Below are 13,811 nucleotides of genomic sequence, written 5' to 3' on the forward strand. Positions count from 1 at the left end.
CTGGGCGAGCGGTGCCTAAACTGTTGTAACAGCCAAACCGGGGAGGAAGTGTCACCGTTTCCGAACACTGCAACTTTGAATATCGACACTCCGCCAGTCACCCGACCGAACCAGTGAGCGGCGACGGGACGACAGGGGTAGATGCTGACCACGACGACCGCCCTTGTCCGATACGTGCATCGGACATCACGAACACGTCGATACCGAGGCGGGATCGGCACACGTGGTCACTGTTCGAGGACTGGTGCACCGCCCATGGCGAACCCCCATTGGCGGCCTCTCCTGAGTCACTTGCTCGGTTCCTGTATGCGCACCCCGCCGCGCCGACGACCCAACGCCGCCGGATCGCGGTGATCGACTCCGCTCATCATCGGCATCTATTACCTCCTCCAGGGCGCGCTGAGACCGTCCGGGCTGCGCTGGATGGGGCCCGCACGTCGCGCCTGCAGGAGGTGGCAGCCGTGATCGGCGGAATCATCGCCCGACTCCCCGAATACGGTTGGCCGTCAGCGTTGTTCGCGCGCAGAGACGCGCTGATCCTCATGCTCGCTACGACAGGTCTGCCGTACACGCAGATCGCGGCCCTGCGGGCATGCGATGTCACCGCCGATGCGGGTCTCGACGCCCTTCGCATCGAGACAGGCCGCGGCGTTCATACCCTCACCTCCCTCGCGCTGGCGGGGACGGGCATTTCTCCGCGCACGGTGTACCAGCGCTGGTGTGAGGTGCTCGGCCATCAGGCCCGGTATCCGAGCACCCGAATGCTCGCCGACGCTTTCGATGCCGTGGACGGCACCGGGCTCGGCGGATACGACCGGTATTTCGACCCGGCCGGTCAACATCCGCTGTCGACTGCGATCGACCGGTGGGGCCACACCCCGTTGGCTGCGACTCCGCTGACCGCCCGCGCGGTAGCGGGCATCGTGCGAATGCACTGGGACGGAAGGGCACCCACCCACCTGCAGCCCACTGCGCGGTCACAACAGCCGGAGCAGAGCACTGCACCGGATCCAGTACCGCGGGTCGTGCTCGACCCCGGCTACTACGAACGCGGAACGCTTGCGCGTAGACACGCCCACGGTCTTCTCGATGACCTGGACTCTGTCCTGGCCGATGTCGAAACCCGCGCGGACAGCCTGTTGGAAGCACTCGTCGACTTTCTCGCATCGGAGACCACACGCGTGCCGACCGACACCGTCGAGTGACTAGTGGTTGGTACTCCGGTTTGCACACACTCTTCTTCTCATGGCACGGAGGCGGCGACGTCTCCGTCATCTCCGAGACGAAGATCGATCAGGTTGCGGACGAACGGAGGCATCGATCTCGACCCCGTTCTGCGGGGTCTACGTCGAAACCGGGTCGTCTGAGAGTCGGGGATTTCGGAAATCTTTCGGAGAGCGTCCGGTCCAGCGTTTGAAGGCGTGAGAGAAGTTGGCGAGGTCGCTGTATCCGAGTTCGGTAGCGATCTCGCTGACCGAAACCGATCGGTCGAGGAGCCGTAGCATCGCGCGCTCGTACAGCAGCGAGTGGCGCACCTTGCTATAGGTGGTTCCTTCTTCGGCAAGCCGCCGTTTCAACGTGCTACTCGACATCGACAATGCTTGTGCAACATCATGGTTGGTTCGCTGTCCGAGGTCCTTTTCCAACTGTTGCCTCACCTTCTCGGCGGATGACATGGACCCACTCCGCTGGGCGAGTGTTCGCTGCAGATCAGCGATAGCGAGACGATATGCGAGGGGGTCCGAGAAGCGACAAGCCTTGTTGAGGGTCTCCTCGGGTACGTGGACGAAGGAAATCGGAGCGTCGAAGAACCGGCGATTCGCCCCCGGACCTTCGTCGTGGCTCACCTCGGCCGGCTCCGGCCAGCTCAGATGGAGTGTCACCGGCGATATGTCACCGGCGAGCATGTCCAGCAGTCGTAGTAACGCCGACCCACCGTAGGTGATGACCAAGCAGTCCAGTGCGGAATCGCCTGTGTGCGCAGTGAGCCCGACGATCAGACCGTAGTCGCCGGTGTGGAACTGCGACTTCAACGCCGTGGAGATCAATGGTAGGTATGTCAGGAGGTCGACGATCTCGGCGACCGAACCAGCGCTGATCAAAGGTGAACTCAGAGGCCCGAACGATGTCAACTGGGCCTGCTCGGCAAACGCAAATCCGAGTCGAGTGGCCTGGGCGATATCGAGTTCGGGATAGACCTCCCGAAACCACCGTATCGGTGCCTGAACGTCATGCTGAATGAGCGTCGCTTCACTGGTTCCTTCGCGGTGCATGATCACACGAAGCCGCGCGGCGGCGTCAGGGTCGAGTGCGCGGCGTTCGAGCAACTGAACGAACGCAAGCGGTGGCACGCCCTCGTCGCTCAGCTTCACGGTGACCCCTTTGACCCGAATTCACAAGTTTATGACTCCACCGAACATAGCCGTCACCCGCGTTTGCGACGACACTTTCGTCAATCACGCCGGAAAACGAGGAGTTGACATGGCAGCTGTAATTTTCGTCGCCCACGATGGTGAGAAGCACGAGGCGGCTCTGGTCGAAGGTCGCTCGCTGATGCAGATTGCAACCGACAATGCTGTGCCGGGGATCGATGGAGACTGTGGGGGCGAAACGGCCTGTGGCACCTGCCATGTGATCGTCGACCCGCAGTGGTCAGGAGAGGTGGGTCTGTCCGGCGCCGACGAGGAGGAGATGCTGGCGATGAACCCCGAGCGTGAACCCACGTCTCGGTTGTCGTGCCAGATGGTGGCCTCGGAAGCGTGGGATGGCCTGATCGTTCGAACACCTGAATTCCAATTGTGATGTGCGAAAGGCAGGCACGACAGCATGAAAGTTTCTGAGTCGATCGCCGACAAGGTCCAGTCGACCATCCCGATAGGGCTGCAGATCCAGGGCGCTCATTTGTACGACAAGACCCGACGGTGGGTGACTGGCACGAATGGCAAGAAGATCTTCGTCGAAAGTCCCATCCCACCGGTCGAGGATGTCGAGCTCGCCGACATCGACCTCAGTAACCCCTTTCTTTACAGACAAGGGCGGTGGCAGTCGTACTTCGAGCGCGTGCGGAACGAGGCACCGGTGCACTACCAACCCAATAGTCCGTTCGGCCCGTTCTGGTCGGTCACGCGCCATGCCGATATCGTGGCCGTCGACAAGAATCACGCTGTGTTCTCGGCCGAACCGTTCATCGTCATCGGCGTTCCGCCCCGGTTTCTCGATATCGAGATGTTCATCGCGATGGACCCACCACGCCACGACAAGCAGCGCGCTGCCGTCCAGGGGGTTGTCGCACCGAAGAACCTCCGGGAGATGGAGGGACTGATCCGATCGCGCGTACGGGAGGTATTGGACGACCTCCCCTTGAACGAGCCGTTCGACTGGGTGCAGAATGTCTCGATCGAGTTGACAGCTCGGATGCTCGCAACTCTTCTGGATTTCCCCTACGAACAACGCCGCAAACTCGTCTACTGGTCCGATTTGGCAACCTCGATGGAGCAAGCCAACGGTGGGCCCTCGGACAACGACGAGGTGTTCGAAGGCATGCGTGACATGGCCCGTGGCCTCAGCGCTCTCTGGCATGACAAAGCAGCCAGGAGGTCTGCAGGGGAAGAGTCCGGTTTCGATCTGATCACCATGTTGCAGAGCAACGAGGACACCAAGGATCTGATCGATCGTCCGATGGAATTTCTGGGCAACCTCGTCCTGCTGATCGTCGGTGGCAACGACACCACGCGAAACTCGATGAGCGGTGGCGTTCTTGCGTTGAACCAATTCCCCGACCAGTTCGAGAAATTGAAGGCCAATCCCGATTTGATCCCCAACATGAACTCGGAAATCATCCGATGGCAAACACCCTTGGCGTACATGCGCCGAATCGCCAAAGCCGACACCGTTCTGAACGGACAATTCATCCGCAAGGGTGACAAATTGGTGATGTGGTATGCCTCGGGTAACCGCGACGAACGCGTTTTCGAGAATCCTGATGATTTCATCATCGATCGTGCCAATGCGCGCAATCACATCGCGTTCGGATTCGGTGTGCACCGGTGTATGGGCAATCGGCTGGCCGAAATGCAGCTGCGGATTCTGTGGGAGGAGTTGCTTCCCCGCTTCGAGAACATCGAGGTCGTCGGCGACCCCGAGTATGTTCAGTCGAATTTCGTGCGGGGCATCAGCAAGATGATGGTGCGCCTGACGCCTACTTCCAGCGCATGACATCGCAACGGGCGATCATCGTCGGCGCAAGCCATGCTGGGGCACAACTGGCAGCTAGTTTGCGCCAAGAAGGTTGGACAGGCGACATCGTCCTCATCGGTAACGAGTCTGCCGCTCCCTATCAACGCCCCCCGCTGTCGAAGGCATACCTGGCGGGCAAATGCGTACTCGATGATATCGCCATTCGCAGCACGGACTTCTACTCCAAGCAAGGTATTCAGCTCCTGAACGCGCAGGTGGAGACCATCGTTCGGTCGGAAGGCAACGTCGTTCTCGACACCGGGGAGAAGCTGGCCTACGACAAGCTCGCGCTGTGCACGGGAGCCCGCCCTCGTCGGCTCACCGTTCCCGGGGCCGATCTCCACGGGGTCTACTACCTGCGCACCGCAGCGGACGTCGAGAGGATCCGTATGGCCACCGGCCCTGGCCAGCGGGTGGTGATCGTCGGAGGCGGCTACATCGGACTCGAGACAGCGGCATCGCTGCGCGCACTGGGCGTACAGGTCACAGTCCTCGAGGCAACTGGGCGTGTGCTCGAGCGGGTCACTGCTCCCGAGGTATCGACGTTCTTCGAGCGGATACATCGCGAACAGGGAGTCGACATCAGAACGAACGCGATGGTTCAGGGCCTGTCCGGTGACCGTGAGGTTCGTGAAATCACCTTGGCCAGCGGAGAATCGATCCCCGCAGATCTGGTCATCGTCGGTGTCGGCGTCGAGCCGAACACCGACCTCGCCGCCGATGCGGGTCTTGTCATCGACAACGGCATCGTGATCGACGATCACACTCGGACCAACGACCCCGACATCATGGCGGCGGGGGACTGCGCGAGCCACGACATGGCCCGTTACGGCCGTCGACTACGGTTGGAGTCCGTCTCGAGCGCAGGAGAGCAGGCCAAAGTCGCTGCGTCGACCGCCTGCGGGAAGTCCAGAAAAATCGAAGCGTTGCCGTGGTTCTGGTCGGATCAGTATCACTTCAAGCTGCAGATCGCCGGCCTCAACACTGGATACGACGAAGTGGTTCTCAGCGGTGACCCCACCCGCGACAGTGATTTCAGTTGCTTCTATCTCCAGGCCGGTGAGCTCATTGCCGCCGACTGCATAGGTCGCCCGCGCGAGTTCATGTACAGCAAACGGGTGATCGCCCAGCGACTCCCCGTCCAACGCGAAGACCTGATGCTCGGCGGACTCGCGCGCAACTGACCGATCCTTCGGTCGTTGTGCACACAACAGCAACCGGTTTGCTCAGAGAAGGGAACATCAGCGATGACCATGACAGACCGCCCGCCCGGAGCACATACTACGCAGCCACCACACGCATACCTGGGAGCAACGGACTTCCTCGACATCGAGCACGAATCCGTGCGGGCGTTCACCGCCGCGGCAATCGGAGATGCGAGCAGCGACCGTGACAAGGCCAGACGCCTCTTCGCCGCCGTCCGCGACCGAATCTGGTACGACCCATACACCGTGTCGGACGATCCGGCCCACTATCGAGCGAGCTTCGTCCTCGAGGCCGGGCGCGCTTACTGCGTCCCGAAGGCGGTGCTGTTGACCGCAGTGTGCCGGGCGGCGGGTATCCCAGCACTGCTCGGCTTCGCCGACGTCCGAAATCACCTGCAGACCGAGACGTTGCGCACGCTGATGGGCGGCACCGACCTGTTCGTCTACCACGGCTACAGTCGCCTCTACATCGAGGGCCGGTGGTTGAAGGCCACGCCGGCATTCAATGTCGAGTTGTGCGCTCGTTTCGGCGTGCCGCCAGTGGAATTCGACGGCGATCGCGATGCTCTCATGCATGCCTTCACCGCAGACGGAGCCCAGCACATGGAGTATGTCCGCGAACGAGGAGTCTTCGACGACCTACCCTTGAACGCGATCTTGACGGTGCTTCGGCACTCCTACGGCCCCACGATCTTCACGGGCGCTCACCCACTCGATGATGTTTTCACCGGCCGCACCCGGCCGGACGAAACTCCCGGGGATCGAAACCTTCCGCGGGAGTCTCGATGAACACAAGCGGTGAGAACATACGTCTTGAACCCCGTATCGCGGCCGACTGCCGATCGGTCGGAGCTCTCTCCGCGAACAACCACGGCGTGACCACTCGGACTACCTCGGACACCTTCGAATCGGGTGAGCCGATACCTGCTGGCAGAGCTGTGCCGTATGACTGTCTCGTCGGCGCGGCCGTGTTGAGGCCGACACCGGAAGTTACACCGAACAGACGAGACTCGCTCTGCCGCTGGAATTGCGGCTGCGGGCGATGAACGACCGATCCGAACGCCTCCCCGGGCACGAGACGCCGCGCGATACCCATATCCCTCTTTCGTGTGCGCAGCCACCACCGCGAGAGCGGCCCGAACGGCGTCTACCGATGTCTCTTATCTATGCAAGGAGCGCAGCAGATGACAAACAACGCACCTCACACCCCCGCCAGGACCGTAGCGATCACAGGTGGAGCTCGAGGCATCGGCTATCAGACAGCGAAGGAGTTGATTCGACGAGGCCACCGGGTCGCCATCGGCGACATCGACGAGGCACGTGCGAAGGAGGCCGCCGCCGAACTCGGGGTGAAGGTCGTCACCCGACTCGACGTCACCGAACCTGACTCGTTCACAACGTTTCTGGACCTGGTCGAACGTGAACTCGGACCCCTCGACATCCTGATCAACAACGCGGGCATCATGCCTACCGGCCACGCCCACGAAGAGGACGATGCAATAACCCGGAGGCAAGTCGAGATCAACGTCCTGGGTGTCATCTTCGGGACCAAACTGGCTCTTCAGCGAATGCTGCCACGCCGCACCGGACACATCATCAACACTGCGTCATTGGCCGGCGAGCTCGCGGTACCTGGTTTGGCGACCTACTGCGCTACCAAGTTCGCAGTCATCGGATTCACAGAGGCCGCACGACTGGAGTACCGCAAGTCAGGGGTTCGACTGTCCACAGTCCGCCCGACGTTAACCAACACCGAACTCGTCGCCGGAACCGCCGGCGCAAAGGGATTACGCAACGCCGAGCCGGAGGAAATCGCCCGCGCGACAGCAGATCTGATCGAGAATCCACGCCCCTTCGTCCGCGTCACCCGTCTCGCAGGCGCAATGGTCGCGGCGGTGAAATTCGTCCCCCGGCGGCTGGCGACCGGACTGGGTGCGGCCCTGAACACAGATTCGGTGTTCCTCGCGGACGTCGACATGACTGCTCGCCGAACGTATCTCGACAGAATCCAGAACAGCTGAGCATGCCGACACGCGCGCTCGACCAACCACCCGAAAGGCAGCCACAGTGCCCCACACGACTCTGATCGAGAACTATCCCCACCGGATGGGAGGGCACTGCGGGTCAGGTGCAATGCGAGACCTTCTCCATTGGCACGGTCTGGGATGGGACGGACCACCCGACGAGGGGTTGGTGTTCGCACTGGGTGGTGATCTCGGTTTGTCCTACCTGCGATCGGACGACCTGGTCCCACCGATGTACCTGGTCGGCCGCGGTGCCGACTTCGAGATCGACTTACCGCGCAGGCTCGGCGGACAAGTCGAGGTTCTCACGACCGACGATCCCGGTGAGGGATGGTCATGGGTTCGCGACGACATCGATGCGGGACGACCCAGTCTGGTCTGGGCCGATATCGCTGAGCTGCCCTACTTACGGGTGAAACTGCAGATGAGTCGCCACGACATCGTGGTGATCGGCTACGACGAGATCGGGGGGACTGCCTCGGTCGTCGACAACGATCGGGCCGACGTGCAGAAGATCCCGCTCGACGCGCTGGCTCGGGCGCGATCTTCCACCTCGTTCCCGCAACCGACACGTCACTGCACGTACCGAATCACGTGGCCGCAGACACTGCCGCCCGTGTCGACTGCCGCGGCCGCGGCCTTCGCCCGATCCGCCGCCAGCATGCACGCCCCATCGACACCGGGAATAGCCGACCACATACCAGCAGCCGGTGCCGACGGTTTGGCCGCGGTCGACCAGCTGGCAACCGACGTCAAGAGCTGGGTCGACCTTCCGCCCGATGACCTCGAGACGCTGCTGTTCAGTCTCGGTATCTTCATCGAAAAGGCCGGAACCGGAGGCGGGCTCTTTCGTCGGCTTCTCGCCGACGGCTGTACCGAGATTGCACGTCTGACCGGTGATCCCGCTACCGCAGACCTCGCGGTGGCCGCCGATCACTGCGCCCAGGCCTGGACCGAAACTGCCCGCGCCGGAACACAACGCGGTCTCGATGTACGAACACGCGCAGCTGCGGTGGCCGTGTCGGCTGCCAGACTGTCGGAACTCGAGCTGATCCTGGTGGAGTCCCTGGAGTCTGCTTCACGCTCGCTGTCCGCCATCACGAGATGATGCCCACCGTCGTTCGATGGCGCGCGGTACACGGGGCGCATCGCACTGTGCTGCAGCTGTCGTCGCCGACACCGTACGCCCTGGCGACCTCACTGATCGGCTTGGAAGAGTCGATGACCTCTCGGCACAGTTCGTCTTTGAACTCGGTGCTGAAAGATCGACGCGATCTGCTCATGCTTGTAGATCCCTATTCCAAGCGGGTCTAGTGTCCGAATCCCTGGGCCGATCAGATCACGACGCCAGCCACTGGGCTGCGGGGTGGATGACCCTCATCTGCAACCTCGCCGACGTTTTCAACGCTCGACGAGGCGACCTTGGCAGGTCCCCGATAAGTCGGGCCACCGTGTTCTAGATCCATGGTGTAGTTGATTCAGCGACCTCGCAGCCCTCGACCGGTTGGTGGTTGTGGGTGCATCGGGCAGCGTACGCCCCCGCAAGCGGGAGGGACCCCCAGGGCGGCGTGAGGTATCCGAGTGATGAGTGCCGGTGTCGATGGTTGTGGTGGTCTTTGAAGTCCTCGATCACCACCCTCGCTTCGAGCAAGCTCGTCCAGTGATTGCGGTTGAGGCCCTCCGTAGTCGATTGTTGACGGATTCGATGTGTCCGTTGTTCCACGGCGTCCCCGGCTGGATGTAGGAGATACCGACACGGTCGCGCAGAAATGTTGCAGCACATGGGAAATGAACTCCGGACCGTTGTCCGTCCGCAGCACTTGCGGCGGCCCGTCCCACAGCACGAACGTCTTGTCGAGCTCGCCGGTCAGCCGCTGTGCGGTGATCGACCGCTCTACGATATTCAAGAGGGACTGCCGGGTGTGTTCGTCGATCATCGACGCGATCTTGATCGCCTTACCATCGACGGTCGAATCGAACTGAGAGTCCTTAGCCCACAACACTTTCGGGGCATCGGCTTCGACCTGCGGTCATGAACTGATGCCGGCGCGTTTGCGGGGATGGTAGATTCGAACCTGCAGACCCTCCTTCCAGAGCCGGTGGACCTTCTTCTTGTTCACCGACAAGCCCCTCGTCGTGCCTCAGATGCGCCCAGGCGCGGCGGAAGCCGTGCAGTGGATGCGAGCCTGCGTACGTCCGCAACGCGGCCCTCAGGGCTGCGTCGGCGATCGGTGTTCGTGCGTAGGTGGAGCGGGTAAGCCCAACAGCTTCGCACGCCCAGTCGTTTCGACAGACTCATGGTGTACACGAGCATGTCGACAGCGCTGCGCTTGGCGGCTGGGCTCAGAATCTTCCCTTTCGCTACCTCCCGCAGTGCATCTTTCTCCAGCTCGGCCTTGGCGAGCAACCGTTTGAGCTTGCCGTTCTGCTCGCGCAACTCTTTGAGTTCCTTCGCGGCATCGGTGTCCATCCCGCCGTACTGACGCCGCCAGTTGTACAACGTCGCCGCCGACACCTCGAGCGCCGCCGCGATCTCCTCCTGCGTCTTGCCCGCAGCGGTCAGTTCGTCGGCACTGCGCAGCTTGCGCACGATGCCCTCGGCAGAGTTGCGTTTCCGTCCAGCCATGTTTTCCATCGTCCTATCCGCCCAGCTCATGGGCAACAAGGCTCTAAATCGAGATGGCTCCGTTCACTTGGGGACACGCCAACCTGTCAGCTGATTAATCCGACGGAAGGGGCTGTTGCATTTTGATAGTGGGGCGTCTCGAGTGTCGAGGCGCCCCATTGTCGGTGGTGCGGGACAATGTGTTGGTGGCGAAGGGTTATCGACCGGTCGATCGTGATCAGCAATTTCTGATTCCACCGGACATGCGCGAATGGTTACCACCGTCGCATCCGGTGTGGATGCTGATCGACATCGTCGACACCCATCTGGACACCTCTGTCTTTCATGCCGGACGACGCACCGGTGGGGTCGGCCGCGCCGGATACGACCCGGACATGCTGCTCACGCTGCTTATCTGGGCCTGGTCGAAAGGGATGCGGTCCTCACGTCAGATCGAATCCGCGTGCACCGATGTGGTGTCCTACCGGGTCATCTGCGCCGGCGATGCCCCCGATCACGCGACGATCTCCCGGTTCCGTAAAGACAACCACGCGGCCTGCGAGTCGCTGTTCGCACAGGTATTGACGTTGGCAGCGCGGGTCGGTTTGGGGTCGTTGGGGACCATCGCTCTCGATGGGGTCAAGATCGCCTCGAACGCCTCCATCGGAGCCAACCGCAGCGCGGACGGATTGAAGGCCGCCGCCGACGCCGAGGCGGCGAAAGCTGCTCAGGCTCGGGCACGTGAGATCGCTGTCGCCGCGGCCCGTGCGCACGCCGAGGTCGATGCTGCCGAGGACGAACTCTACGGCGAGGACGATCCCGGACCGGGTCGGGTTCCTGCCGAGTTGGCCGATCCGACGTCGCGATCGAAGCGGATCGCGGAGGCGTTGGCGCAGATCGAAGCCGAAGACGATGCCCGCGAGAAGGCTGCGAGGACCGCTGCCGAGGGTCATCTCGAGCGTCTCGACGCCGGGCAGTCACCGGCGGGTCGGGTGCCGCTTGCCGCGCAGGTAGCTGCTGCTCACCGGCGTCTTGCACGGGAAATCGCACGACACGAGGCCACCGAGGCACGGTACCGGCAGCGAGCCGATGCTGCTGCGCGTCGCGGTGGGAAACCGAAAGGCAAAGTTCCGGTTCCGGTCGAGAACCATCACCGCGTGATCGCCGCACGCACCTCGTTGTCGAAGGCGGTCGCCGAGCACAGTGCTCCGGAGCGCAAAACGCCAACGGTATTGCGGCGCAACATCACCGATCCGGATTCTCGGATGCAGCCGCTGCGAGGTGGTGGCTGGGTGCAGGGCTACAACTGCCAAGCGTTCACCGCCGAGGACGGCATCATCATCGCCACCGGCGTCGGTGCCAGCCCTTCCGATGTCACCTACTACGAGAAGATGGTCGACAAAGCGGTCGCTGCGGCGGCAGTGATCGCCGACCACGCACCACCGCAGGCCGAGCCGCCGTCGATCGGGATCATGCTCTTCGATGCCGGCTATTGCTCGATCGAGAACCTCGATGCACCGGGTCCGGACCGGTTGATCGCCACCGGAAAATCGCGGACACTCGAAGCCGCCGCTGCCGCGGCCGTAGCGACGCCGGTATCGGATCCTGCACCAGCACAGGGTAATTCGATTGCCAGGATGGCCGAACGATTGGCCACCCCGGAGGGAATCGCAACGTACCGCAAACGGTCTCACATCGCCGAGACACCGTTCGGACATGCCAAACACAACCTCGGTTTCCGGCGATTCACCAGCCGCGGCCTCGACCGAGCGACCAGTGAATGGTCCTTCCATGCCGCGGTGCACAACATCGGCAAGATTCTCACCCACCTGACCGCCGCACCCAACGTAGCGCTGGCCTGACCGAGCGGAACAGAGCACCCCAGAGCCGAAAAAGAGGTGACCCGGGCATCGAACCCGAGCCACCCCTTCGGAACGAAGAACTACCGCTCACTCAAAATGCGACATCCCGGGAAGTTCCCGAAACCATGTATCAGGTACTGCACGTACCTGATACTGTGCGAACAACCTTATCGCGACGAGCTGCGCAGACAGAAGAGGAGACCGGTATCTATACAGAAATTGCTGGTCGAGCGACAGCCAGTCTTGTGACCTTTGGAAATTCGATTGCCCTCGCCGGCCAGGCACTGCGGTGGGCCGTGCGCGATATTGTCACCGGACGGTTTCCGTTTCGGGAGTTTGTCACACAGACGTGGTTCGTCATCACCGTAACGACGTTGCCAGCGATCCTGGTCGCGATTCCGTTTGGCGTCATCGTCTCGGTGCAGGTCGGAAGTCTAACCCAGCAGGTCGGGGCCACATCTATCGCCGGAGCCGCCGGTGGACTCGGGATCATTCAGCAGGGGGCACCGATCGTCACCGCGCTCCTGCTCGGTGGTGCGGCAGGGTCGGCCATCGCCTCTGACCTTGGCGCACGCACCGTCCGTGAAGAAATCGATGCCATGGAGACGCTCGGACTAAATTCGACACGTCGACTCGTCGCACCTCGATTCGTCGCGGTTCTCATCGTCGCTCCGATGTTATGCATGCTCATCGTGTTTACCGGTCTCGTGGCTGGCTACATCCTTAGCGTCAACGTCCAGGGCATCACGCCGGGGAGCTACGTCGCATCGTTCGCATCGTTCGCATCATCGGCGGACATCCTTGTAGCGCTGATCAAGTCAGTGGTGTTCGGTCTCGTGGTCGTGACAATCGCGTGTCATCGGGGCCTGTCCACGAAAGGTGGCCCCAAAGGTGTGGCTACATCTGTCAACGCCACCGTGGTCCTAGGGGTGGTGGCGTGCTTCGTCATCAACGTGTTCATCACCCAACTGACCATCATGTTCGTCCCGCAGACCATCGGATGACGGAGAACACGTGACCGCAGTACCATCCACCCGTTATACTTTGGTTACTCGTCCGATCGTGCGTGCTGTGACACCCCTCGCTGAGGTCCCCGCGCAGCTCGGGCACATTACAACATTCACCATCGACACCGTCGCCGGAATTCGGCACGTCGCAACCACCTATCGACGACAGACGTTTTTATTCATACAGGAGTTTGCCTGGGGACGAGGCGCTGTACTGGTCGGCGGGGGTACCGCGATCGTGCTTGTGATTCTCGGAATGGCTGTCGGGGCGTCCATCGGCATCCAGGGCTACGCCTCGCTAGACCTGGTCGGGATGGGGTCTCTTACGGGATTCATTTCGTCATACGCCAACACTCGAGAGTTGGCACCGATGATCGCCGCGATCGGCTTCGCAGCCCAGGCCGGCTGTCGCCTCACTGCGGAAATAGGTTCGATGCGTATCGCCGAAGAGATCGATGCGCTCGAGTCGATGGCGGTGCGGCCGATTCCGTACATCGTCAGCACGCGTGTAGTCGCGGCGATCACTACCATCATCCCCCTCTACATCGTAACGCTGATACTCAGTTTCGGCGCGGCCAAGCTGGTCGTCATCCTTCTACACGGCCAGTCGGCTGGCACCTATGACTTCTATTTCGATGCGTTCCTCAAACCGCAGGATTTGGCTTTCTCAGTCATCAAGGTCCTCGTTTTCGTGGTGTCGGTCGTCATCATCCACAGCTACCAGGGTTACTACGCCAGCGGCGGGGCAGAAGGCGTCGGCCGCGCGTCTGGTCGAGCGATCCGCAGCAGTCTCATCATCATCGTCGTGGAGGACATGATCTTAACCCTGTTGATGTGGGGTTTCGATTCGGGCGTCCAGATTTCGGGCTAGG

The 13,811-nt window shown here is 61.9% G+C and carries 11 protein-coding genes and 2 pseudogenes; 10 read left to right on the forward strand and 3 right to left on the reverse strand.

The genetic code is table 11. The features are described from left to right. Positions 1-461 precede the first annotated feature (461 nt). Complete coding sequence (locus CH249_RS09025) at positions 462-1,205, forward strand: recombinase (RefSeq protein WP_256988229.1); 744 nt, start codon at positions 462-464, stop codon at positions 1,203-1,205. A 138-nt stretch (positions 1,206-1,343) separates the two neighbouring features. Here the strand turns inward: CH249_RS09025 and CH249_RS09030 are convergent, their stop codons facing one another. Further along, complete coding sequence (locus CH249_RS09030; protein ID WP_052068872.1) at positions 1,344-2,372, reverse strand: AraC family transcriptional regulator; 1,029 nt, start codon at positions 2,370-2,372, stop codon at positions 1,344-1,346. 109 nt (positions 2,373-2,481) lie between these two features. Between CH249_RS09030 and CH249_RS09035 the strand changes: the two genes are divergently transcribed. The 6 genes from CH249_RS09035 to CH249_RS09060 all read left to right on the forward strand — a co-directional run bounded on the left by CH249_RS09035 (position 2,482) and on the right by CH249_RS09060 (position 8,573). Continuing rightward, positions 2,482-2,802 carry a 2Fe-2S iron-sulfur cluster-binding protein gene (locus CH249_RS09035; RefSeq protein WP_024793405.1) on the forward strand — a complete coding sequence of 107 codons (321 nt, stop codon included), beginning with the start codon at positions 2,482-2,484 and terminating at the stop codon, positions 2,800-2,802. A gap of 24 nt (positions 2,803-2,826) precedes the next feature. Beyond that, positions 2,827-4,215 carry a cytochrome P450 gene (locus tag CH249_RS09040; protein ID WP_094643793.1) on the forward strand — a complete coding sequence of 463 codons (1,389 nt, stop codon included), beginning with the start codon at positions 2,827-2,829 and terminating at the stop codon, positions 4,213-4,215. Beyond that, a complete protein-coding gene (locus CH249_RS09045; RefSeq protein ID WP_032370840.1) occupies positions 4,212-5,420 on the forward strand; it encodes an NAD(P)/FAD-dependent oxidoreductase in 1,209 nt (402 codons plus the stop codon). The genes CH249_RS09040 and CH249_RS09045 overlap by 4 nt, the downstream gene beginning before the upstream one ends. Positions 5,421-5,489: 69 nt before the next feature. After that, complete coding sequence (locus CH249_RS09050; RefSeq protein ID WP_094643799.1) at positions 5,490-6,230, forward strand: transglutaminase family protein; 741 nt, start codon at positions 5,490-5,492, stop codon at positions 6,228-6,230. A gap of 395 nt (positions 6,231-6,625) precedes the next feature. Beyond that, positions 6,626-7,462, forward strand: coding sequence for an SDR family oxidoreductase (locus CH249_RS09055; protein WP_032370841.1), 837 nt, complete (start codon positions 6,626-6,628; stop codon positions 7,460-7,462). A gap of 46 nt (positions 7,463-7,508) precedes the next feature. Further along, positions 7,509-8,573, forward strand: coding sequence for a BtrH N-terminal domain-containing protein (locus CH249_RS09060; protein ID WP_032370842.1), 1,065 nt, complete (start codon positions 7,509-7,511; stop codon positions 8,571-8,573). 55 nt (positions 8,574-8,628) lie between these two features. Here CH249_RS09060 and CH249_RS28330 read toward each other — a convergent pair. Continuing rightward, positions 8,629-8,748: pseudogene (locus CH249_RS28330) on the reverse strand (transposase); the annotation flags it as partial. A gap of 173 nt (positions 8,749-8,921) precedes the next feature. Beyond that, positions 8,922-10,091: pseudogene (locus CH249_RS09070) on the reverse strand (IS3 family transposase). Positions 10,092-10,333: 242 nt separating this feature from the next. On the opposite strand from CH249_RS09070, the gene CH249_RS09075 reads away from it, so the two are divergent. The 3 genes from CH249_RS09075 to CH249_RS09085 all read left to right on the forward strand — a co-directional run bounded on the left by CH249_RS09075 (position 10,334) and on the right by CH249_RS09085 (position 13,810). Continuing rightward, a complete protein-coding gene (locus CH249_RS09075; protein ID WP_256988240.1) occupies positions 10,334-11,932 on the forward strand; it encodes a transposase in 1,599 nt (532 codons plus the stop codon). Between the two features lie 125 nt (positions 11,933-12,057). Then, positions 12,058-12,936, forward strand: a complete 879-nt coding sequence (locus CH249_RS09080; RefSeq protein ID WP_255032464.1) for an ABC transporter permease — start codon at positions 12,058-12,060, stop codon at positions 12,934-12,936. Between the two features lie 10 nt (positions 12,937-12,946). Further along, positions 12,947-13,810, forward strand: coding sequence for an ABC transporter permease (locus CH249_RS09085; RefSeq protein ID WP_032370845.1), 864 nt, complete (start codon positions 12,947-12,949; stop codon positions 13,808-13,810). Position 13,811: the final 1 nt, after the last annotated feature.

The organism is Rhodococcus sp. 05-2255-3B1 (assembly GCF_002258545.1).
Taxonomy (GTDB): domain Bacteria; phylum Actinomycetota; class Actinomycetes; order Mycobacteriales; family Mycobacteriaceae; genus Rhodococcoides.

Excerpts from the sequence above, each read along its gene's own strand:
- CH249_RS09045 (WP_032370840.1), top strand. The coding sequence starts at position 4,212 with ATGACATCGCAACGGGCGATCATCGTCGGCGCAAGCCATGCTGGGGCA.
- CH249_RS09040 (WP_094643793.1), top strand. The coding sequence starts at position 2,827 with ATGAAAGTTTCTGAGTCGATCGCCGACAAGGTCCAGTCGACCATCCCG.
- CH249_RS09050 (WP_094643799.1), top strand. The coding sequence starts at position 5,490 with ATGACAGACCGCCCGCCCGGAGCACATACTACGCAGCCACCACACGCA.
- CH249_RS09035 (WP_024793405.1), top strand. The coding sequence starts at position 2,482 with ATGGCAGCTGTAATTTTCGTCGCCCACGATGGTGAGAAGCACGAGGCG.
- CH249_RS09080 (WP_255032464.1), top strand. The coding sequence starts at position 12,058 with ATGTATCAGGTACTGCACGTACCTGATACTGTGCGAACAACCTTATCG.
- CH249_RS09055 (WP_032370841.1), top strand. The coding sequence starts at position 6,626 with ATGACAAACAACGCACCTCACACCCCCGCCAGGACCGTAGCGATCACA.
- CH249_RS09075 (WP_256988240.1), top strand. The coding sequence starts at position 10,334 with ATGCGCGAATGGTTACCACCGTCGCATCCGGTGTGGATGCTGATCGAC.